Here is a 22,355-nt window from a genome sequence, read left to right as displayed (position 1 = left end):
TCCTTGATCCCTGGAGTCCTTGGACCCTCTTCTCCAACTAATTTGGAGAAGAACCTAACATGTTAAACGCATTTGTTAGCATAGAATCGGTTTACCACGAAGGGCTTACCCTGCCATGGTCCCCTGTTTTTATTGACATACATCTCGATTTACCCTATTATAATACTGATCATTAAATCCTTATTGATGATTCGTTATGAAAGAAGACTCCCCCATAAATCCTCCTTCGATGAACCTGGCTTTGTGGCTAACCGTCGTTGCAATCGTTATGGGCATGGTGATGCCGTCGATATATGAGGAATCTAAGACCGCTCTGGTGGTGGCGAAAGAGCATGATATCGGGCAGCCTATCATTTCTGATCCTTTGCAAGAAAAGCCACCGGTTGCCGAACAGGATCAAAGGCGACCCATTCTCAGCTGGAATTCAGCGGAGCATCTGTTTCAGCCCATTGTTCTCAAAGCGGCCAATCGTTATAAGGTGGATCCGGCCATGGTGATGGCTATCATTATGGCTGAATCCAGTTATAATCCCAAAGCCGTTTCTAAAAAAGGCGCCAAGGGTCTGATGCAGTTGATGCCGAAAACCGCCAGATCTCTTGGTGTAAAGGACATTTTCAACCCTGAACACAACATAAATGCCGGTGTCCGTTATTTCAGAAAGCTGTTAAACCAGTTTGATGGAGATGTGGAGCTGGCACTGGCAGCTTATAACGCCGGGAGCAGAAAAGTCAGGGAGCACCGCGGAATCCCGCCTTTCGGGGCAACCCGGTTCTATGTCAAAAAGGTGATTAAGTATTACCGATACTATAAAACCCAACTGGATGCCAGCCGGCTGTATTCCTAAAACGCTGACCCCTTTCCCCACTATCCACTATATATTGTGTTGCTTTTCCCTTGACACACAACATGTATTATTTTATTCATTTTAAAAATGGTGAATCAAAGGAGAAAGAACCATGGATGAGGAGTATATTGACACAATAGAGGAAGTGACCGGAGAGGATTATTTAAATGAAGACGAGCGCCATATATGGGACAGAAAAAAATCATCTCCCATGCCTATTATTTTGCTGGGCGTTGGTTTTGTGGTGATGATTTTATTATTTATCATTTTCCTCACAAAAACGACTGATATGGCAAGCAAAAAAGAAATCGTCACCCTGGAGAAACGCGTGGCCCATCTTGAAGAAAGACTTGTTAAACTGGCCGACATCGATAAAGAACTGACACTTTTTGATACGCAGAGGAAAAAATTTGACCTGTTGCTCGACCGGTTCGACAGGTTTGAAACGTCAACGTCTTTAAAATTGGATATTATCAACAATGAGCTTTACACCTCGCCAAACAGGGGCCGTAAAACTGCTAAAAGCAAAAAACCGGAACCGGCAAAGGTGTCGCAAAAAATGGCGCATCCGGTCTATCATGAGGTCAAGGCCAAGGAAACACTCTATCAGATCAGCCGCCGTTACGGGATCACGGTGGATGATTTGCGTAAATTAAACCGCCTGACTCCTGAGGCGGTCATTCATCCCGGACAAAAACTGATTGTGGCCCCGGTGGAAAGCCAGTAACATCCGCATATGGCTATTTTTCTGCCATGCGGAACCTTTTGCCTGTCCGTAACGCTGGTGGTGATTTGGTCTTTGCTATCGCCCTCTATATAGGCCGTGTCAACATGCCCTCTTTGGCCTGCAGGTCTTAATAGCTTTTTCTTCTATCCCGCTGCGTTCGACGATCTTTTTTATACGACAGCGACACAAACACACCATCCCTTACACTCTTTCGCCGATCCTGTTTGTTTTTCCGCTGATCTTTGCGAAACAGCTTTGTATTGGAGCGTAAAGCCATTTTTTCTTGGGGCGGGTCCTTTTTGATAAAAGGCATGCCGCCAACGATAATATCCACGATATGAACCTCCTGATTTATCCATCGGTCATTACCGGTTAAAACTTTAGCTTTTTTAAATAACTGTTTTTTAGTTGCTGAAATTCAGATTGAAGATATTGTATTGAAAAAGGAAAACCCTTTTGCTATAAAGATGATAAACCCATCCATATGATAAGGAGTTGTTATGAAATCCGGATTCAAACTTGCAATTTTGCTTGCCGTCATTTTAATCTTCAGCGGCTGTGCCTATGTGCATATCAAAACTCCCTATGATTCGAACCTCGACAGAACAGAACTGGGTTCCAAAGTGGGAGTTGCCGAAGCTTACAGCCTCTTCTGGCTGGTTTCATGGGGGGATGCCAGCTATGCGGCCGCAGCAAAAAACGGAAATATTACGGTTTTAAAACATGCGGACCAGGAATCAACCCAGATATTTTTCGGAATATATGCCCGGTGGCGAGTGATCGTTTATGGGGATTGATGGTAACATCACATGACACTTAAAAAATATATCTTTTTAGCAGGCCTGCTTTTGCTTCTTCCGTTAATAAGCGGATGTATGTCCATAGGTCTTTCTGACAATAGTATTTTACGAGGCAGGGTCTTCAAGCACTACAGGCTACCATATACAATAGATCTTCACAACACGCCTGTAACGGATAGCCAGGCGCGTGGGTTAATCATCCATATAGAGGAGCCGGTGTCCGGTTACGGGCTTTATACGGAGTTTAACTCCAATGCCATTGGGGATATTGCAAAAAAACACGGACTCACCAAGGTATACTTTGCCGATATTGAGATTTTTGATGTCCTGGGGATATGGTACCACGAAAGGCTGCATATCTATGGAGAATAAAGAAAACCCCGGCAAAAAAGGAGAAGGGAATGAAAAATAAGCTGTGGATCGGTTTGGCCCTCTTATTTATTCTACCCGGTCATGTCTATTTTATCTCATGTGCCGGCAAGACCATTGAAGACGAGCCTTCTTTAAGTCAGGTATCTGAGGATGAGGCTGCCAGACAGAAAGAGGAAGAAGAATCACGACTTGCCGAAATAAAAAGACAGGAAGAGCTTGAACAGCAGCGAATTCTCGAGGAAGAACGTCTGAGAGAAGCATCGGCAAAAGCGGAACGTGACATGGCGGATGCCATGAACCTGTTCGAAAATGAAGACATCTATTTTAGCAAAGGAAGTTATTCCCTGTCTTCAGCAGCACAGGCATTGTTAGAGAAAAAAGCCGGCTGGCTAAAAACTAATCCTGAAATTTCGGTAATCATTCAAGGACATACAGATGAGCCGGGTACCGCCGAGTATAACCTTGCCTTTGGCGCAAGGCGCGGGGGGGAGGTAAAAAGTTTTTTGATAAAGATGGGTATATCGCCGTCACGGCTGACCGTTGTCAGCTATGGGAAGGAATGTCCCTCATATAAGAGCCGCAGCGAAGAATCAAAAAGAAAAAACAGACGCGTGCATTTTGTCATTGAATAATGGAACAGAGCATTTCTTTTCTATCTGAAAATTACCAATTGGAAGGCCTGCTCGATAAAAACAGCATGGACAACGGGGTGGTCATTACCCACCCACACCCCCTTTATGGCGGGGATATGCACAATTTTATTGTCGATCTCATTGCCCGTGCCTATCAAAAAAAAGGTTTTACCACCTTAAAATTCAATTTTCGCGGCGCGGGAAACAGCCAGGGAAGTTACGATGACGGCGCAGGCGAACAGGAAGATGTCCGTGCTGCACTTTCAATCCTTAAAGACAAAGGGATCAAAGAGATCAATCTGGCAGGCTACTCCTTTGGCACCTGGGTCAATGCGCTGGCAATCAATAAGATCAATTTGGTTGAGAATATGGTCATGGTGTCGCCGCCTGTCGGGTTTGTCGATTTTAATCCGGTTCATTCAATCCCCTGCCTTAAGCTGGTGGTAACCGGCAGCCAGGATGATGTTGCCCCTGCCGATCGAATTAAAACCATGCGCCCTTTGTGGAATCCAACAGCACATCTGGAAATCATAACAGGAGCGGATCATTTCTATACAGGATGCTTGGGCGAGCTTGAATCGGTCTTGTCTTCCCATATTTAAGCTTTTTGCAACAAGTTTGAAAAACTCCCCAACCGCAGAACTATTCACCGTTAACTATCGTGCATGAATGACTGCCTGCCCGACGACCACTATTTTATTATAGTGGGTGTCATAAATATGTTCCGTTTTAAATAAGAAAATTGTGCGAAATTTCTGGATATTTAATGATCGAAAAACGATACCTGTCGATTCGCGTATTCATCCTGATTGGGTCACGCTATTTGCGCCGGGAATTCTTTTCAAACTATCGGCCTGTGCGGAAATGTCTCTTGACTGGTTTTTCCAATTTGTGTTGACGGGGTATCAGATATTAGATATCTGATATACGAAATGACAAATACCTTTATCCTTAATCAATTCATTTAACTAGCAGATAATTTAGGAGAAACAACGTGAGCAAAGTCAAGATGACCCCGAGTGAAGCCTTGGTCGAGACCATGGTGGCAGAAGGGGTGAAAAACGTTTTTGGAATTGTGGGATCGGCTTACATGGATGCACTGGATCTGTTTCCCGATGCCGGCATCCGTTTCATTCCTGTGGCCCACGAACAAGCTGCCACCCATGCTGCAGATGGCTTGGCCAGAATAACCGGCAAACCCCAGGCCTGCATCGGTCAGAACGGTCCAGGAGTTGCCAATTTCGTTTCCGCCCTGGTGGCCGCTTACTGGGCACACTCCCCGGTGGTGGCTCTGTCACCTGAAACCGGCTCGATGGGCATTGGAACCGGTGGCTTCCAGGAACTGGACCAGATGGCCATGTTCGAAAAACAAACGGTTTACCAGGTACGGGTCAACCGGCCCGAACGGATGGCTGAACTGGCCCGCCGCTGTTTTTACATGGCCAAGAATTTTAACGGGCCCACCCATCTGAACATTCCCCGTGACTTTTTCTACGGCGAATGCAACGACGAAATCTACCAAACACCGGTCATCAAACGCGGTGCGGGTTCCATGGAGGATTTGGAAGCAGCGGCTCAACTGATCGTTCATGCCAGGTTTCCGGTGATCGTGTCCGGTGGTGGCGTTTCCCAGGCGGATGCCCTGACCGAGGTCAGGAATCTGTCAGAGTTTATCACCGCTCCGGTGGTTAACAGTTATCTTCATAACGATACGTTCCCCGCCAGTCATGACTTGGCCTGCGGCCCTATCGGCTACTGCGGTTCCAAAGCGGCCATGCGGATCATCAACAAAGCGGATGTGGTCATCGCCCTGGGCACCCGCCTGGGACCGTTCGGAACGTTGCCTCAGTACGACATGGTCTACTGGCCGGACCAAGCCAAGCTTATCCAGTGTGACGTCAATATCAGCGCTCTCGGTCTGTCGAAAAAAGCCGATGTGTATAGTTGCGGTGATGTTAAAGAGTTTACCGCATTGCTTTTCAAACGAATCAGGGAATTAAACCCGAACATGGAAAAGAACAACCAGCGGTTGGCCGATGTACAAAAGGAAAAAGACATCTGGGGTACCGAACTGGCTGAATGGAGCACCGGTTCACAGTCGCGACCCATGCATCCCCGTCGCTTTCACCGGGAATGGACCCGAGCTCTGCCCGAAGGGTCCATCGTAACCACCGATATCGGCAACAACTCCTCCATGATCAATGCCTACCTGAAGTTTGAGGGCATTCGTCAGCACATTTCCGCGCTATCCTGGGGAAACTGCGGATTTGCCTATGGCGCGGCGCTGGGCTGCAAAATCGGAAAGCCCGATACTCCGGTAATCGCCTTTCAGGGCGACGGTGCTTACGGTATCAGCGGTGTGGCTGAAGTGATGACCGCTGTCCGCGAAAATATTCCGGTGATCGCCATTGTGGCCACCAATTACGAGTGGGGGGCTGAAAAGAAAAACCAGATTGACTACTATGACAACCGCTTTGTCGGTGCAAACCTCCCGGAAAACCCGGATTATGAAAAACTGGCGGAAGATATGGGCGCCCTGGGTTTTCGCGTTGATCATCCTGACCAGGTGGCCGATGTGATGAAGCAGGCCATCGCTTCGGGAAAACCGTGCGTGATCAATGCCATTGTCCAGGGTGGGGAAGAAGTGCTGGCAGAACCGTTCAGAAGAGATGCGCTGAACATGCCGGTACGTTACCTGGATAAATATGCCCATTTAAACGCCAAGTAATCGTGGAGTTAATGAGAGAAGATTCCTCCGTTTTCAGGCCTTGGAGTCGGAAATAATTTTTTCATCTGGAGCGAGGCCGATGCCTTTCTCAAAGAGGTCCTTGTTTTGCTCATGCCGCTTGCCGTAACTGCACGGCTGCGGGCCATGTTACCATCATCAGATAACACGGAAAAAAACTTGATATGTATGTTCTGATAATCAACACGGGTAGTTCTTCCGTTAAATTTACCCTGTTTAAAAAAGACAATCTAAAGGTGATGGCCGACGGTATCGTGGAGCGAATCGGGCAAAAAGGCACAAAAATCAGCATGAAGACAACTGGAGGTAAACGGGCTTCCAAAGAAATACAGGTGGCAAACACCCGCCAGGCGGTAAGACTTATCGCAGATTTTCTGACCAATAAAAATGCCGGCAATATTCAACCCGGGATGGATATTGCCGGCATCGGTCACCGGGTGGTTCACGGCGGGGAGACGATCAACCGCTCTGTTGTGATTGATGATCGGATTAAACAGGTTATAAAAAGCTTTTTTGAATTGGCCCCGTTACACAACCCGCCGAACCTGGAGGGGGTTGAAGCGTGCGAGGATATCTTTCCGGGTGTTCCTCAGGTAGCCGTTTTCGACACCGCATTTCACAAGACAATTCCGCAACATGCCTATCTTTACGGATTGCCGTATGCGCTATATCAGGAAGACCAAGTGCGCAGGTACGGTTTCCAAGGCACCAGCCATCAATATGTCTCCCGGACTGCGGCCAACTTTCTCAATCGGCCATTGCAGGAACTAAAAATCGTATCCTGCCATCTTGGTAGCGGGTGCAGTATTACAGCGGTTGACGGAGGCCGCAGCATAGATACCAGTATGGGATTCACCCCCCTGGAGGGACTGATGATGGGGACCCGTTGCGGGGATATTGATCCGGCCATCGTTTTTTACCTTATGGAACACAAACAGCTTGATCCTCGACAGATTAATGAACTGTTGAATAAGCAAAGTGGCCTATTGGGTCTTGCCGGAATCGGCAGTAACGACTTACGTGATATTTTCCAAGCCTGTGAAAAAAGCAATAAACAGGCTGACATGGCGGTTAAGGTTTTCACTTACCGGATCAAAAAATTTATTGGTGCTTACACTTTTGTTTTAGGCGGCATCGATGCCGTTGTTTTTACCGCAGGGATCGGAGAAAACTCACCGTTGATCAGGGAGTTGGTCTGCCAGGGCTTAAAAAACCTGGGCATTATCCTTGATCCGGAAAAAAATGCAACAGCTAATAAAACGTGTCGAGAAATACAAAGTGAGGAAAGTCCGGTGAAAGTGCTGGTCATTCCCACTGACGAGGAACAGGAAATCGCCCTTCAGACCCTCGAGCTTCTTCATCAAGAAAGACAAGGCTAAAGCATGCCTGGGTTAAGCCTGGGAGGGACCATCCGGCAACCGGACTCGAACGGACAAGAACTTGAACCTGTTTTAAAAAAACTTAAATCAAAATATAATTGTACCGCTATCTCGGATTTCGGAGGATAAATGATGCACGGCTTTTACGGCAGGGTTTTACGAATTGATTTAACGGAAAAAAAATACAGCATCGTTAAACTTGATCATGAAATATACTTTACCTATTTAGGGGGGAAGGGACTGGCTTCTTATCTCTTATCCGAACTGAATCCTCCCGGTATCGATCCGCTAGACCCCGCCAATTGCCTGATATTTGCCACCGGTCCTGTGACCGGAAGCGCTGTTTGGGGTTCCAGTCGTTACGGCGTTTTCACCAAGTCGCCCCAGACCGGTTTTTACTCTGAATCTTACTCGGGTGGCAGGGTGCCGGAAGCCATCGACAGCACAGGCTTTGATGCCATTGTCATTAGCGGAAAAAGCGCTGCGCCATGTATACTGGAAATCCACCCGGAAGGAGTCGGTTTCCATCAGGCCGGGGACATCTGGGGGATGGATACCTTTGCTGCGGAAGATGCGGTACAGAAAAGATTTAACAGCTCAGGCCCTGCGGTAAAAAAATCCGGAGCTGCTGTGATCGGTCCGGCCGGAGAAAACCTGGTGCGGTTTGCGGTGATCGCAAACGATCACTGGCGCTGTGCCGGAAGGACCGGTGCGGGAACGGTCATGGGATCAAAAAATTTAAAGGCGCTTCTTTTCCAGGGTGACAGAACCCGTCTGGTATCGGATAAAACAGGCTTGAAAAGCTTTTCCAAGGAGATATTGGCCACCTCAAAGGATCATCCTGCAGCGATTGCCTTTAAAAAATGGGGCACGCCGAATATGGTCACGCTCACCAATAAAATCGGCGCATTCCCTACCCGATACTGGAATGAGGGAGTTTTTGAGAACTGGGAAAAAATCAGCGCTCAGGCACTTCATGAACAGTGCAGCGTGGTCCCCAAAGCATGCGCCAAGTGTTTTGTCGCCTGCGGCCGAATGACCACGGTTAAAAATGGCCGCCATGCCGGGCTTGTTATCGAAGGCCCGGAGTATGAGACCATTTTCGCCTTTGGGGGGTTGTGTATGATCGACAGCATTGAAGAGATTGCCTACTTAAATGATATCTGTGACAGGCTTGGCCTGGATACAATATCTGCCGGTAACCTGTGCGCCTTTACCATCGAGGCGGCCACAAAAAAGAGAATCGACCATAATATTGAATATGGAGATGTGGATGCAATTGCAGATCTGCTTAACGACATAGCCACCCAAAGCGGAATCGGTCAAACCCTTGCCCGGGGGATACGACATGCAGCCAATGAATGGGGTCTCGAGGATATGGCTGTCCATGTAAAGGGGCTTGAACCGCCGGGTTATGATCCCCGGGTGTTAAAAGGAAGCGGGCTTGCGTTTGCCACTTCCGACCGTGGGGCATGCCATTTAAGGGCAACCTTTCATAATCCGGAATTGGCAGGATTGATAGATCCGGCAGAAATTAAGGGCAAGGCCGACATGTTCATTGATTTTGAAGACCGCCTGACCATTTTTGATACCTTTATCCTGTGCCGGTTTTACCGGGATCTATATCCCTGGGACCGTTTGCGACAGATTCTTCAAATCACCACCGGACTGGAGGAGAATAAAGAAACGCTTCAACAAAGAGCCGCTCGGATATCCACCCTGATTCGACGGTTTAATATACGGGAAGGCTTGAAAGCGGAACACGACAGCCTTCCGACACGATTGCATAAACAGCAATTAAAGAACGGTCAAGGAATTACACCAGAAGAACTGAACCTGATGATTCAAGATTATTATCATCTTCGCGGGTGGGATCCAAAGGGCGTTCCTCTATCATAAAGATATTGGCGGCTACTGTGATATAAAACTCCATATGGTTGACAGGTAAAAAAAGGAACTTACGTTAATAAGCAGTTGTTAATCAAAATTGGGAGAGCAAAATGACATTTGAAACCAAAGAGCAGGTTTTTGAAAAAGTAATATCCATGAAAAAACCCCTATGTCCGCACTGCAAAAAAGAGATGAGCATCTGGGAAGTTCCTCCGGTTACCTTCAGCGATGGGTTGGGATGGGGCGAACCCTATCTTTTTCTCTGTTTTAACGATGATTGTCCGTTGTACAAAAAAGGATGGGAAAACCTGAAGGAAAATTTTAATCAAACCGCCTCATACAGATGCATGAATTATCCCGGTACAAAGACCTTTGAACTGATGCCTGTTTTCAGTCCGATGGGTGCCACCGGGCAGATTATCGACGACAAAATTCTGGCTGCCGAAGAGGCTTTAAAACAGGCAACCAAAAAGGGATTCTCCATCCTGGCCGATTGCTATGTGTCAAAGGATTCACCCGCGGTCCTCAGGTTGCTGCTGGATCCGACCGAACCGGCCAAGGTCCGATTAAAAGCAGCGGAAATGTTAGGAGATATCGGAGAGCTGGAAGCCATCGACGCGCTGCGAAACCTTACGGTCGGCAATGAAATTATTGAAAAAGAAATTGCCAAATCAGTCAACAAGATACATGAAAGATTTTTTACCAGAGAATGCCCCTTTTGTGCGGAAATAATAAAAAAGAAAGCCAAGATTTGCAAGCACTGTCAACGAGAAGTGGCGGGTAAATAAGCGATACCTTTAAAATTCGGTTGGCAGACTAGCTAAAATAGCTCCAGTTGAACCGGTCTGTTTTTCTTTTTCTGTGGAACGGGTGTTTCCTGTTTTTTTAATTGCTTTTCAATATCTGCTACAAATGGGGAGAGATCTCTGGACAGCGTTTTTCCAAAGATGGTGCGTTTTTTCGCCCGGGTTAAATACAGCCTTTGTTTGGCACGGGTCATGGCCACATAAAAAAGGCGTCTTTCCTCATTGATGTCTGTCTTTTTTTCCCCACTTCTTTCAAAGGGTATATAGCCTTTTTCACAACCGGCAATAAACACAACGGCAAACTCCAACCCTTTGGCGGCATGCATGGTCATCAGTGACACCTTTTCAGCCTGTGGGTAGTAGCTATCCGTGTCGCTTTGCAGGGTCAATGTGGTAAAAAATTCGTTTGAACTATTTCCGTGTTTTTTTGACATATCAATCAGCTTGTCAAACACATCTTTTGACGCAGGGTTGTTTTTGCTGGTCGTTTTCAGTTTGGTGTTTTCCGTGATATATAAAAGTTTCTCTTCAACGTCCATCTCCTTGGTTTCGGTTTTAAATCCTGAAAAAGTATCCAAAAATGTCTGAAAGCGGATCTGTCTTTTGCTGCTCATCCCTGTGATGGGAAAGCGACTGCTGGTAATTATGGCTTTTTTTAAAGAAAATTTATTTTTTTTCGCCCAGGATAAAAAAATATCCGCTGTCTGGCTGCTGATTCCGGGCGATATGGTCTTTATTACCCTTTTAAGGTCGTTGTATGACCCGGTCTCCTCAACAATTTTTAATAATGATATAAGTTGCTTAATATGTTTATGGTTAAACATATCATCCCTGCTTACCGTTTGAACAGGAACACCTCTTTTATTTAAAACATCGGTTATGATTCGGCTTTGAGTTTTGGTCCGGTATAAAACGGCAAAATCGGAAAAGCTCATTTCTTTTGGGGAATAAAAATCATTAACCCTTCCGGTATCAATACTGTGATGCCCCGTTCCTCCTATCATTTGTTCAATGGCATGGCAGATTGATTCTGCTTCCGCTTTTTCCGTTAAACATTCAAGGATTAATATTTTTTTTAATCCTTTTATCTCAGAATAAATCCGGGTGGTCAGTTTGTCTGATCGTTCCGTTTTGTTTGGTTTATTGGCTGAATGAATCGGGCTTCTGTTTTTAATAATCTGATACGATGCATTAAGAATGGCTTTGGTGGAGCGATAGTTTTTTGTCAGTGATATGATTTTGCTATCACTGTAATCTTTGGTAAACCGATTAAAATACCTGATATCCGAACCCCTAAATCCATAAATGGCCTGATTGGGATCACCGATCACACACAGGTTGCCGGCTGGCTTATCCGGCGGAGCCAGCGCTTTTATTATTTTATATTGCCCGTGGTTTATGTCCTGGTATTCATCCACAAAAACAAATTTAAACTTGTTGGTGTATCGTTTATTTTTGATATCATTTTGTTCAAAACGTTTTACTACTAAATATATCAGATCTTCAAAGTCACATAGTTTTTGTGCGGATAAAAGGTTTTGATAAGCCCGGTAAACAAGGGCAAATGGTTCTGTGTTTTTTTCCCCAGTAATGTCTTTAAGATCGTCGTCAGGACCAAGTATGTGCTGTTTGGCATAGACGATTTTGTCTGAAAGAACATTGGGTTTTTCATTGATGTTCAATCCTTTGTTTTTGATATCATTTATCGCCTGTAAAACCGTCGCTTTTCGTTCATCATCATCTATGACGGATATCTTTGACAGGTTGTCCTGTTGTTGCAATAGCTGATAACAAAACGCGTGGAAAGTAACCATAAGAGGAAATTGTTTAATTCCTCCCAGTAATCTCTCCAGTCTTTGTTTCATCTCCGTGGCCGCCTTATTTGTAAAAGTAACGGCCAGTATGTTTTTCGCTGGTACTTCCTTTTCTTTTATCAGATAGGCTATTCGGTGTGTAAGGGTTCTTGTTTTTCCCGTACCGGGTCCGGCAATGATCATCAGCGGACCGTTTTTATGTAAGACGGCTTTTTGCTGATCTTGATTTAATGAGTTTAGTATATCGTGTTCTGTTTCTCTTTTTGTTTTGAGCGTGGTTATCTGTTTTTTTTCTTCTTTTAATGGTTTTTCTTTTTTCTCCACATGTTGTTGGTTAGACGCATTTGTTACGGGCTGGTAATTAAACAGCGTTTTCTGTTTTGAAAGCCGTTCTCTTTCTTCCTGGGTAAATATGATTACCTTGCCAAATTCTCCATCGTATCCGGGCTGAAGCGTGATTTGTTTGTTTCTCATTCTTTTAATGGCTTCACTCAATAAAGGAATTCCCGATTTTTTTAGAGAATCCTCATTTATTTGGTGAAGTATGTTAAATTCGGGACCAAATTTTTCCAGCAAATCATTGTACTTTTGTTTAACCTTTTTTGAAGTTGGACCCACTTTTAAAATTTCGGATAGTATCGCGGCTAATGGCACAATACTATAAAACGGATTTTTCTGTTGCGGATTTATATTATCAGGCCTGTCCGCAAGCTCCTCAACTCTATATAACACCCCCAATGTTAAAGGTTTATTACAAACAGGGCATATACCTTTATATTTCATGGTCTCTTTGGGTGTTAAACGCAGATTACATTTCCGATGTCCGTCCAGATGATATTTGCCCTCCTGGGGAAAAAACTCGAACGTGCCGGGAAATCGTTTTTTATCTCCTTCTTTTATGGCTGATCTGATGCCATAGTATGAAAGATCTGTATTAAACAGATTTGCCTCTCGACCAAGTTTCATGGGTGAATGGGCATCCGAATTTGATACAAGGGTGAGGCCATCCAGCGAGGATATTCTCCAATTCATCGGCGGATCGGAAGAAAGACCGGTTTCAACGGCAAATATGTGTGAAGTAAGGTCTTCAAAACATTCTTCTATGGAATTAAAACCGGATTTAGAACCCATCACCGAAAACCAGGGCGTCCAGATATGGGCGGGTATGAAAAAGGCCTGATCTGAAGTGTCGAGCATTATTTCGAGCAGGTTTTTTGCATCAAGACCCAATATCGGTCTTCCATCGGACTTTATATTTCCTATTTTATCCAGCTTTGAATTAAAAATTTCAGCCGTTGCTAAATCCGGAATGAATATAAGATTGTGATTTTTTCTTACTTTTCCGTCCTTTTTATAAATATTGCTTATTTCACAACTTAAAACAAAGCGAACCTTTGACCGGCATAAAAGGGGAACTTGTTTATCACACTCCTTTGCCAGATGGTCTTTTAACTTATAAAGACCCGGTTCAGCTGGAACAAGTTTATCTTTTAATTCAGCAAACCATCCCGGATGGGTAAAATCACCTGTTCCTATCACGGTTATCCCTTTTAATTGGGCGGCAATATAAAGATTTTCAAGGTCTAACTTTTTGGCCGTGGCGATAGAAAATTTAGAGTGAATGTGGAGATCGGCGATAAATTTCACTTACATTCCTTATTCATTAAAAATAGCGTTAACACACAAAATTCTCTTGTATATTTTACCTCAATACTCTATATATATTTATTATTTATCGGGTTATATACTATATGTTGATGTTACCGCCCTTTAAATTATAGAATATTGTGTTTTGGTTTTTTTTGCAAAATTCTATAATATACCCATTTAAAAACCAAACTATAAAATGATACTGTTGTTTATATCTGGACAATAAATTGTTAACAAACATCTTTATATAAACATCTTTTTTTGTACAACTTAAAAAAAAAATAATTATTGGTGATTTATTAACCGGTTTATTGATGTGTATTTATAATATTATACATATATAATCAGTTGGTTAAAAGTTTATTGTATTTATTGACCGTACTTATTAAAACTATTAGATTTTAACAATATTAAAGGAAATACTATGGATTTTACCATAAACAGACATGTTTTCTCCAACGTTTTGGCTAAAGTACAGGGTCTTACCGGGAGAAAAACAAATCTTGCCATAACCACCAACGTACTTATCAAAGCTAAAGGTTCACAACTGTCCGTTATTGCAACAGATTTGGAAACAGGATTTGAAGGTTATTATTCGGCTGAAATAAAAAAAGAGGGCTCAGCAGCGTTAAATGCAAGAAAACTATTTGAAATTGTAAGAGAATTTCCGGATGAGCTGATAAGGATACATGAGGTAGAAAATTACTGGATTAAAATTGGAAGAGATAAGGTCGATGCTGCTGAAGAAAAGCAGCTTGAATTCAATATCGTTGGGATGAATCCAGATGATTTTCCTGATATACCTGAGATAGAAGAAGTTCAGTTTTTTAACATCGATCCTACGGCTTTAAATAAGATGATTGAAAGAACAGTGATCATCACGGCTTCTCCGGACGATAAGCGGGCTCATTTTATCGGGATCTATTTAGAAATAATAGAAAAGGATGATAAAAAATTATTACGGATGGTATCGACAGATGGCAGCAGACTTTCTACTGCTGATCATATATATGATAAAAATGATGAGATCCCCATTAATAAAAGTATTCTAATACCTAAAAAAGGAATAAATGAAGTCACCAAATTTCTCGACGATGAAAAACTGGTACAACTGGGGGTGAAAGATAATAATTTTATAATTAAAAAAAATAGCGAAAAAATCATAATCAGATTGTTAGAAGGCGACTTTCCAGATTACATCGACATCACCACCAAGAAAGATGTACATACCATTAAAATGGATAAAAACTTATTTTTAATGATGCTAAAAAGAATGTCCATTTTGGCATCGGATGATTATAAAGGAGTGATATTTACTTTTGATAAAGATAAATTAAAAATAGATTCCACCAATCCGGAGATTGGTGAATCAAGAGAGGATATTATTATCGATTACAATGGCGATAATGTCGAAGCCATGTTCAACCCGAGGTTTTTTATAGAAACCATTAATGTGATCGACGACGAAAAAATTCTATTAAGTATTAGCAGCGGAGAAAAACCGTGTATTATAGAGGCTGAAAAAGATAAAACCTATCTGAGTGTAATTATGCCTATGAAAATCTGATGGCTAATTAAAAAGGCTCATCTACTTCGTTGGTGAGATTTTTCCGGAACTCGACATACTATGGGTATAGTCTCGTCCCAGAAAAATCACTCCGCCTTGTATATAAACCTCTTTAATTAGCCATCAGACGCTATTATAAAAATTATTTGTGAGTGTATGAAAATATGAAAGAAAAAATTAATATATATAACGAAGATAATATAAAAATATTGGAAGGTCTTGAAGCGGTTAGAAAAAGACCGTCAATGTATATCGGAAATGTGGATATGGCCGGACTTCATCATCTTGTTTATGAAGTCGTTGACAACAGCATTGATGAAGCCATGGCCGGATACTGTGATACCATTAAGGTCATCATACATACCGATAACAGCGTGAGTGTGGAAGATAATGGACGTGGTATACCGGTTGGTATTCACAAGAAAGAGAATATTCCGGCAGTTGAAGTGGTGATGACAAAGCTTCATGCGGGTGGTAAATTCGACGATCATTCATATAAAGTTTCAGGTGGACTGCACGGGGTGGGTGTTTCAGTGGTAAATGCTCTTTCTTCTTTTCTTGAAGTAGAAATATATTCTAATGGCAAAATTTACTACCAAACCTACGAAAAAGGGATTAAGACAAGCGAATTAAAAGAAAAAGGGAAAACAAGAAAAAATGGCACAAAGGTTCATTTCGTGCCGGATATGGAAATATTAACCACTGATAATTTTTCCTACGATATTCTTATTAGAAGATTAAGAGAACTTGCATTTTTAAATAAAGGCGTAAAAATAATTATTGAAGATGAACGGTCTGACAATAAAGAAGAATTTTATTTTAAAGGAGGACTGAAAGCGTTTGTTGAGTATTTAAACAGAAGACATTCCACCCTTCATAAAGCCGTTATTATTGAAGGGGTAAAAAATGACGTGGAAATAGATGTAGCCATTCAGTACAATGATACCTACAATGAAAAAATATTTTCCTTTGCCAATAATATAAGAACGGCTGAAGGAGGTTTTCATCTTATCGGTTTTAAAGCCGCTCTAACCCGAACAATCAACCAATATGCATCTAACGGAAATTTACCCAAAAACCTTAAAGCAAAAATCACCGGAGATGATGTTAGAGAGGGTCTTACGGCCATTATCAGTGTGAGGATTAAATCACCGCAGTTTGAAGGACAGACTAAAACAAAACTGGGAAACAGCGAAGTAAAAGGGCTGGTCGAGTCCCTGGTTAATGAAAAATTGGGGAGCTTTTTTGAAGAAAACCCAGCCGTAGCCAAGAAAATAATTTCAAAAGGTGTAGATGCTGCAAGAGCAAGGGATGCCGCCAAGAGAGCCAGGGATATCGCCAGAAACAAGGGTGCGCTGGTTGATGCGACACTTCCCGGAAAGCTGGCGGAATGCCAAAGTTCATATCCTTTTGAAAGAGAACTGTTTCTTGTTGAAGGAGATTCCGCCGGAGGAAGTGCAAAACAGGGAAGGGATAGAAAGTTTCAGGCAATTTTGCCACTCAAAGGAAAAATACTGAATGTTGAAAAAGCCCGATTTGATAAAATATTAAAAAGTGAGGAAATAAAAAATATCATCACCGCTTTGGGTACCGGTGTGGGGAAAGAAGAATATAACATTGAGAAAATTAAATATCATAAAGTTATTATCATGACGGATGCTGATGTTGATGGTTCACACATACGGACACTTTTGTTAACCTTTTTTTTCCGACAGATGTCGGAAATGATTGATAAAGGATTTCTTTATATTGCCCAACCGCCGCTTCTTAAGGTGGGTAAAGGCAAAAATGAAAGATATATTAAAGACGAGCAAGAACTAAAAAACTATATATTAAAAAGAACATGTAACAGTAAAAGTATAAAGGCGGGCGAAAAGATAATTAAGGGGCACGACCTTTATATTTTAATCGGAGATATTGCCGAATATTTCTCCATTATGGAAAAGCTTAATAGAAAAGGACTAAAGACAGAAATCGCAGAATTACTCATTAAAGAAAGTGTTGAAGATAAAAAATTTCTTCAAGACAGGAAAAAGATGTCTAAATTAAGGGAGCGGTTAATTGAAAAAGGGTATGATGTAGGCGAAACATCATGGAATGAAGAACGAGATGTATATGAAATGGAGATAAGAAATACAGTTCATGGAAAACAACAAGAAATATTTGTTGAAAAAGACCCGGTAGCCAATAATCCCATAAAAATTGGAAGAAGCCTTATATATTCCAAAGAATTTCAAAAAGGACTGGTGATAGGAAAGAAAATACTAAAGTATCATAATGTTCGTTTTCATATTTTTAATAATGATAATAATAAAGAAACGATAAAACTTGAAGATAAACAAAGCTTGCTTGACTATATGATAAATGAAGGAAAAAAAGGACTATCCATTCAAAGATACAAAGGATTGGGAGAAATGAATCCGGAACAGCTATGGGAAACAACCATGAATCCCGAAAAGAGAAACCTTTTGCAGGTGAGGATTGAGGATGTGGTAGATACAGATGAAACGTTTACCATTCTTATGGGAGAAGAGGTAGAACCGCGAAGAGAGTTTATTTACAGCAACGCCTTAGAGGTCAACACTCTGGATATTTAAAAAAACGTTTGCAGGAGATAGATCGAGCAGTTGATTTTACAGGCATGAGCGGGTACGACGCTCAATTTTATTAGAGTCGCAAACACTTTCTGTGTGGTAAAAATGGATCAATAACTGTCGTTTTCAAGTATAATAACCGGATCTACGGAGATGAAAATTCATTTTATAAAAGCCAGAGACCTTCCGGATCTTTGGTTTCAGGCGGTTAACGATATTCTGGACCATGGTCGTAAATTTAAGATAGACCGGGGAAGTTATGCGGGGCAGACCAGACTCGAGTATGATTTTTTCTGTGGCCACATCACCCATCCTTTTGTTAAACCGTTGTTGCCGGACATCCCTCCGACCTGCGGGATACCAAACCCGGTGGAAGAATCATATATTTATGGAGGGAACGGATATGAAAGATCGTATATCGAATACCTTATGACAGGTGAAAAACAACCCGGAGAGTCCTATACCTACGGCGAAAGGCTTACCAAAGTACCGCTGACCGGCAATAAGCTGGCCTGGTGGGAAAAAGAGAACAGGGAAATTATTGATAAAAGGGAGATAGATGAAAAGACCGTTTTTGAAGAAGATGGAGTCCTTTATTTAAACCAGATTGAATGGATAATAGATACTTATAAAAAATACGGGGTACGTAACAACCAGATGGTTTTACAGGTGGCTCACCCGTCGGACCTAACCCTGGTTGATCCGCCGTGTCTCAGATCGATCGATACCAGGATTCAGGATGAGACACTCACCTTTTTTATTTATTTCAGGTCCTGGGACCTGTGGGGAGGGTTACCGGCAAATCTGGCTGGTATACAAAACCTGAAAGAATACATGGCGGGCGAAATTGGGGTTAAAGACGGAGAGATGATCGTCGAAAGCAAAGGGCTTCACCTATATGGCTACGCCGAGGACCTGGCAAAGCTAAGATGTTTAAAAGATTAAAGTTCTATATTGCCTGAATCGGCAAACCGATTTAATTCCTGCAGATCCTGCTGTAGATTCATGGTTTGAAAAGCAGATCTTGCCTTTAAAAGATAGTCTTTTCTTTTGATTTTATTTAATTGATCAAACGTGCTTTTTTGTTCGAAAAGCCGTTTACCGACCTCAAAATAGGTTCTTGACAGTTCAACAGAAGAACCTATTTTTTTTCCTACATAAATGCTATCCTGCCAATATTTAAGGGCTTTCTTTTGTTTATTTATCAGCCAGAAAAACGTACCCATCAGTTTAAGCGCTTCTGTTTTGTCAAGCGAACATTTGTTTGCTGTTTTTAACGCTTTCTTTGCACTGGCATACGCTTTTTTCTTTTGTTTTGATATGGTCACACGAGTTTCAGAATGAATTGCTTTTTCCAGCAGGTTAAGGTCAAATAACAAACGCCCCATAAAATAGCTGATAATATAATAAGTGGAAACCCGTCCCTTTTTGGATATGATTTCCTCTACCTGTTTAAAGGATATGTTTGCCCCATTTAGGTCTTGTTGTAAAATTTGTATAATCGATTTTAATCCAAGAAAATGTAAAGCCCGTAACTCTTCTCCTCGTTCATATTGAAAAGAAATACCTTTTTCAGCCTCGGCCAGAGCGTCTTTGATTTTCCTTCGTTTAAGCAACAGTTTTATGGTAATAAAATATTTGTTTCCGGTTGCATTTTGATATTCATAAGCCTCCCAAATTTTATCAAGCTTGCGGGTCATCAGTTCAACTTCTTCAAAAATTCCCTGTTCAACCTTTAACAGGCCGTTATGAAGGATATAGGTTGCAGCCAGCCAGATTCGTCCTTTTTTAAATTGAGCACCACTAAATTTTCATTATATTTTTTGCAATTATACCACTGCCCGGACAGTATTTGATGAAAACGGTTGTACATTTCGTAGCAAAGAAGTTCTTTGATATTGTTTTTATCAATTAAGCGTTCGGCATGTTTTAATATTCTGCCGCTCAAACCAAATAAAATTCCGGTTAAGGCGAAAATCCCACTGGATGAACAGTATGAATAGACACCGGTGTCCACCTGTTTAAGATCAAACCGGGTGAGTCGTTTAATAAAGGTAATGTTCTCAATAAAGAATCTTTTTGTATCTAAATATATTAAACAAATGCCTCTTTTTTGAAAAATGTCAAAAACCATATTGTCTTTTGGAGACGGTTTACGTTTTGCTTGCAGAAACGGAAGATAAATTTTGGCCATAAGGAAAAGCATATCAAAAACAAGGCGAAAGGCTTTATGAAACCTATTTTTGGGGAAGCCATATGCAAAACGATCTAAAACAATATCAAAATGCTCCACCGCATTGACAAACAAACCTTTATTATAATATGCCAACCCGATGTTTTTTTCAAACAGGGCTATTTTTTCAGGATCGGCATCATCTCCATACTTGTTAAGATATAAATTTAATGCTTCTTTAAAATAGCTTAGCGCTTCATTGGAAGCGGATGACTTTAACGACGCTTCGCCGGCTTTTATTAAGTATTCTTCGGTTTTTCCCAGGTTTTCACCCCGCCCGTAATGGTAGGCCAGCAAACCGTAGAACTCGTATAGTTTATCATAAAACAGACGTTCTATTGAGGTGGCGACTTTCAAATGCAGAAAGATTCTTTTTTTTTGAAGGATCGATTCATACACCACCTCCTGGGTGAGAGCATGCTTAAACAGATATTCCAGTTCTCCCATTCGATTTCTTTTAAAAATTAACTGGGCTTCTTTTAGGATGGAAAGCTGTTGATCAAAATCTTCTTCCGGATGGACAATATCCGCCAGAATGCGGTAGAAGAAGCTTCTTCCGATCACAGAGGCAACCGCTAGAAGGTTTTTGGTTTTTTTATCAAGGCGATCAATCCTGGCCATAAGGACATCGTTGATGGTTTGAGGGATAACCAGGGCATTAATTTTCGCGGTCGGTTTAAAAACACCATTTTTTAACACAGCGGCTTCAACATCTATAATAGAACGTATTATTTCTTCGGTAAAAAAGGGATTGCCGTTTGACCGGTCCAGTATTTGCTTACGGATAGAAAACGGAAGCGCTTTAATATCCATAAAATTACCCACAAGGGTTTCGCTATCCTTTCTGTTCAGCGGTTGAAGGGAGATCTGGGTGTAGATGTCTGGATATAATTTAGTAACCGTGTTTAAAAAGCGTTCACTGGTTCCAATATATCCGGGCCGAAATATATTTATAAAAAGTATGCGGTTATTCTGGATCAGACCCATCAAAGACTCGGTAAAATCTATGGTGCTGGTATCCGCCCAGTGCATATCCTCCAGGATAAACACCAAAGGAACGGTTTGGGATGATTTAATCAATAATTTTCGAATACTGTTAATAATCAACTTTTCTAAGGCTTCATCCTCTACATCCTTTATCTTATCTTGATATTCTCCGGATAGCCTTAATCCCATCAGTGTGGCCACAAAAGGAAAAATCTCTGAAGTTTCATGAAGGCACAGCCCCCAGATGGAATTTTTCAGCTTTCTGACCATTTCGACCGGGGGGTCTTTTTCACTTATTTTTGCCCAATTTTTAAATATAGTTATAATTGGATGAAAACTAAGGTTTTTACCAAAAGCAAGCGCCCGGCCTTCAAGAAGCGCGACATTTTTTATTGCCTCCTGTTTTTTTAATTCCTCGATTAGGCGGGATTTTCCGATACCCGCTTCGCCCACCAGGTTAATAATTGAGCCTTCTCCATTGATCACTTTTGATAAATGAAGTTTTAATTTATTTAGTTCTTTGTTTCTCCCAATTAGCGTTGAGGATATGACCGGTTTATTAAGCGACTGAGAAGAGGTAACATCCTGCTTTAGCTCATAAATTTTAACCGGAGCTGATGCTTTATAGGAAAACGGTTCTAACGTGTGAAAAACAAAGTTATTGCGAACCCTTCTATAGACACTGTGGGACAGTAAGACAGAGCCGGGTTTGGCCGCTTTTTGAATCATAAAAGCCAGATAGGTAGTATCGCCAAAAGCCGTGTAGTCATAGAGAAGGTCATCTCCAATTGAACCCACTACCACTGGACCGGAATTGAGACCGATTCGTATTTTAAATGATATACCAAGTTTTTGTTTGATTGTTATGGCATAATTTTTAACGGAGCTTTGAGATGCCAGAGCAGCCAGACATGCTTTTCGGGCATGGTTTTCAATAGCCAGGGGCGCGCCAAACATGGCAATTATTCCATTGCCGGTAAACTGATTAATGGTTCCCTGGTATTTATGGATTTCGGTGAGTAAAATATGAAAAAATCCATCCATGACCTGGTGAACGTCTTCCGGAGAAATTTTTTCCATCAGGGTAATGTAATTGGAGATCTCGGTGAAAAGAACGGTGACCAGTTTGCGTTCGCCTTCAAAAGAGAATTTAGCGGATGAAGGCTGGTTGATGGGTCGTTCGGGGGTATAGGGCTTGGGTTCTTTTATGTGGGTCGGTGTTTGATTTTTGAGGTCAAATCCGCAATTGCTGCAAAAATTTGCGCGATCTTTATTATTACTATGACAAATCGGACAATTCATAGTTAAAACCAA

17 protein-coding genes are annotated in these 22,355 nt (G+C 42.0%); 13 read left to right on the top strand and 4 right to left on the bottom strand.

Going from position 1 to position 22,355, the window contains the following annotated elements; translation table 11 throughout:
* Window positions 1–196 precede the first annotated feature (196 nt).
* Together SWH54_05450 and SWH54_05445 are read left to right on the top strand one after the other, a co-directional pair.
* The gene (locus SWH54_05450; protein MDY6790698.1) at window positions 197–844 is read left to right on the top strand and encodes a lytic transglycosylase domain-containing protein; all 648 of its coding nucleotides are present in this window, start codon (window positions 197–199) and stop codon (window positions 842–844) included.
* Between the two features lie 112 nt (window positions 845–956).
* Window positions 957–1,571 carry a LysM domain-containing protein gene (locus SWH54_05445; GenBank protein MDY6790697.1) on the top strand — a complete coding sequence of 205 codons (615 nt, stop codon included), beginning with the start codon at window positions 957–959 and terminating at the stop codon, window positions 1,569–1,571.
* 127 nt (window positions 1,572–1,698) lie between these two features.
* Here the strand turns inward: SWH54_05445 and SWH54_05440 are convergent, their stop codons facing one another.
* Window positions 1,699–1,905 carry a hypothetical protein gene (locus SWH54_05440; GenBank protein MDY6790696.1) on the bottom strand — a complete coding sequence of 69 codons (207 nt, stop codon included), beginning with the start codon at window positions 1,903–1,905 and terminating at the stop codon, window positions 1,699–1,701.
* Window positions 1,906–2,071: 166 nt separating this feature from the next.
* On the opposite strand from SWH54_05440, the gene SWH54_05435 reads away from it, so the two are divergent.
* The 8 genes from SWH54_05435 (at window position 2,072) to SWH54_05400 (ending at window position 10,178) form a co-directional block, all read left to right on the top strand.
* Window positions 2,072–2,368 carry a TRL domain-containing protein gene (locus SWH54_05435; protein ID MDY6790695.1) on the top strand — a complete coding sequence of 99 codons (297 nt, stop codon included), beginning with the start codon at window positions 2,072–2,074 and terminating at the stop codon, window positions 2,366–2,368.
* Window positions 2,369–2,380: 12 nt separating this feature from the next.
* Complete coding sequence (locus SWH54_05430; protein MDY6790694.1) at window positions 2,381–2,743, top strand: hypothetical protein; 363 nt, start codon at window positions 2,381–2,383, stop codon at window positions 2,741–2,743.
* 29 nt (window positions 2,744–2,772) lie between these two features.
* Window positions 2,773–3,375: an OmpA family protein gene (locus SWH54_05425; GenBank protein MDY6790693.1), complete on the top strand. Its 603-nt coding sequence runs from the start codon at window positions 2,773–2,775 to the stop codon at window positions 3,373–3,375.
* Window positions 3,375–3,977 carry an alpha/beta fold hydrolase gene (locus SWH54_05420; protein ID MDY6790692.1) on the top strand — a complete coding sequence of 201 codons (603 nt, stop codon included), beginning with the start codon at window positions 3,375–3,377 and terminating at the stop codon, window positions 3,975–3,977. Before SWH54_05425 ends, SWH54_05420 begins: the two co-directional genes overlap by 1 nt.
* Window positions 3,978–4,369: 392 nt before the next feature.
* Window positions 4,370–6,103, top strand: coding sequence for a sulfoacetaldehyde acetyltransferase (xsc, locus tag SWH54_05415; GenBank protein MDY6790691.1), 1,734 nt, complete (start codon window positions 4,370–4,372; stop codon window positions 6,101–6,103).
* 182 nt (window positions 6,104–6,285) lie between these two features.
* Window positions 6,286–7,500: an acetate kinase gene (locus tag SWH54_05410; protein MDY6790690.1), complete on the top strand. Its 1,215-nt coding sequence runs from the start codon at window positions 6,286–6,288 to the stop codon at window positions 7,498–7,500.
* A gap of 129 nt (window positions 7,501–7,629) precedes the next feature.
* Window positions 7,630–9,399, top strand: a complete 1,770-nt coding sequence (locus SWH54_05405) for an aldehyde ferredoxin oxidoreductase family protein (GenBank protein MDY6790689.1) — start codon at window positions 7,630–7,632, stop codon at window positions 9,397–9,399.
* Window positions 9,400–9,500: 101 nt separating this feature from the next.
* Window positions 9,501–10,178 carry a HEAT repeat domain-containing protein gene (locus SWH54_05400; GenBank protein MDY6790688.1) on the top strand — a complete coding sequence of 226 codons (678 nt, stop codon included), beginning with the start codon at window positions 9,501–9,503 and terminating at the stop codon, window positions 10,176–10,178.
* A gap of 32 nt (window positions 10,179–10,210) precedes the next feature.
* Here SWH54_05400 and SWH54_05395 read toward each other — a convergent pair whose 3' ends face one another.
* On the bottom strand, window positions 10,211–13,657 hold the full coding sequence (locus tag SWH54_05395) for a UvrD-helicase domain-containing protein (GenBank protein MDY6790687.1): 3,447 nt from the start codon (window positions 13,655–13,657) through the stop codon (window positions 10,211–10,213).
* 427 nt (window positions 13,658–14,084) lie between these two features.
* Here SWH54_05395 and dnaN point away from each other — a divergent pair, with 427 nt between their 5' ends.
* The 3 genes from dnaN (at window position 14,085) to SWH54_05380 (ending at window position 18,766) form a co-directional block, all read left to right on the top strand.
* On the top strand, window positions 14,085–15,227 hold the full coding sequence (dnaN, locus tag SWH54_05390; protein ID MDY6790686.1) for a DNA polymerase III subunit beta: 1,143 nt from the start codon (window positions 14,085–14,087) through the stop codon (window positions 15,225–15,227).
* Between the two features lie 164 nt (window positions 15,228–15,391).
* Window positions 15,392–17,824: a DNA topoisomerase (ATP-hydrolyzing) subunit B gene (gyrB, locus tag SWH54_05385; GenBank protein ID MDY6790685.1), complete on the top strand. Its 2,433-nt coding sequence runs from the start codon at window positions 15,392–15,394 to the stop codon at window positions 17,822–17,824.
* A 150-nt stretch (window positions 17,825–17,974) separates the two neighbouring features.
* A complete protein-coding gene (locus SWH54_05380; GenBank protein MDY6790684.1) occupies window positions 17,975–18,766 on the top strand; it encodes a thymidylate synthase in 792 nt (263 codons plus the stop codon).
* On the opposite strand, the gene SWH54_05375 is transcribed toward SWH54_05380, so the two are convergent.
* Together SWH54_05375 and SWH54_05370 are read right to left on the bottom strand one after the other, a co-directional pair.
* On the bottom strand, window positions 18,763–19,521 hold the full coding sequence (locus SWH54_05375; protein ID MDY6790683.1) for a hypothetical protein: 759 nt from the start codon (window positions 19,519–19,521) through the stop codon (window positions 18,763–18,765). The two genes, SWH54_05380 and SWH54_05375, sit on opposite strands and share 4 nt — an antisense overlap.
* A gap of 35 nt (window positions 19,522–19,556) precedes the next feature.
* Window positions 19,557–22,343: an adenylate/guanylate cyclase domain-containing protein gene (locus SWH54_05370; protein ID MDY6790682.1), complete on the bottom strand. Its 2,787-nt coding sequence runs from the start codon at window positions 22,341–22,343 to the stop codon at window positions 19,557–19,559.
* Window positions 22,344–22,355: the final 12 nt, after the last annotated feature.

This window comes from Thermodesulfobacteriota bacterium (assembly GCA_034189135.1).
In the GTDB taxonomy this organism is placed as follows: domain Bacteria; phylum Desulfobacterota; class Desulfobacteria; order Desulfobacterales; family JAUWMJ01; genus JAUWMJ01.
This window is presented reverse-complemented; position numbering and strand designations above follow the sequence as displayed.

What these genes read in the sequence shown, in the direction of transcription:
- SWH54_05450 (MDY6790698.1), top strand. Translation starts at nt 197, where the DNA reads ATGAAAGAAGACTCCCCCATAAATCCTCCTTCGATGAACCTGGCTTTG.
- SWH54_05445 (MDY6790697.1), top strand. Translation starts at nt 957, where the DNA reads ATGGATGAGGAGTATATTGACACAATAGAGGAAGTGACCGGAGAGGAT.
- SWH54_05435 (MDY6790695.1), top strand. Translation starts at nt 2,072, where the DNA reads ATGAAATCCGGATTCAAACTTGCAATTTTGCTTGCCGTCATTTTAATC.
- SWH54_05430 (MDY6790694.1), top strand. Translation starts at nt 2,381, where the DNA reads ATGACACTTAAAAAATATATCTTTTTAGCAGGCCTGCTTTTGCTTCTT.
- SWH54_05425 (MDY6790693.1), top strand. Translation starts at nt 2,773, where the DNA reads ATGAAAAATAAGCTGTGGATCGGTTTGGCCCTCTTATTTATTCTACCC.
- SWH54_05420 (MDY6790692.1), top strand. Translation starts at nt 3,375, where the DNA reads ATGGAACAGAGCATTTCTTTTCTATCTGAAAATTACCAATTGGAAGGC.
- SWH54_05410 (MDY6790690.1), top strand. Translation starts at nt 6,286, where the DNA reads ATGTATGTTCTGATAATCAACACGGGTAGTTCTTCCGTTAAATTTACC.
- SWH54_05405 (MDY6790689.1), top strand. Translation starts at nt 7,630, where the DNA reads ATGATGCACGGCTTTTACGGCAGGGTTTTACGAATTGATTTAACGGAA.
- SWH54_05400 (MDY6790688.1), top strand. Translation starts at nt 9,501, where the DNA reads ATGACATTTGAAACCAAAGAGCAGGTTTTTGAAAAAGTAATATCCATG.
- dnaN (MDY6790686.1), top strand. Translation starts at nt 14,085, where the DNA reads ATGGATTTTACCATAAACAGACATGTTTTCTCCAACGTTTTGGCTAAA.
- gyrB (MDY6790685.1), top strand. Translation starts at nt 15,392, where the DNA reads ATGAAAGAAAAAATTAATATATATAACGAAGATAATATAAAAATATTG.
- SWH54_05380 (MDY6790684.1), top strand. Translation starts at nt 17,975, where the DNA reads ATGAAAATTCATTTTATAAAAGCCAGAGACCTTCCGGATCTTTGGTTT.
- SWH54_05375 (MDY6790683.1), bottom strand. Translation starts at nt 19,521, where the DNA reads ATGACCCGCAAGCTTGATAAAATTTGGGAGGCTTATGAATATCAAAAT.
- SWH54_05370 (MDY6790682.1), bottom strand. Translation starts at nt 22,343, where the DNA reads ATGAATTGTCCGATTTGTCATAGTAATAATAAAGATCGCGCAAATTTT.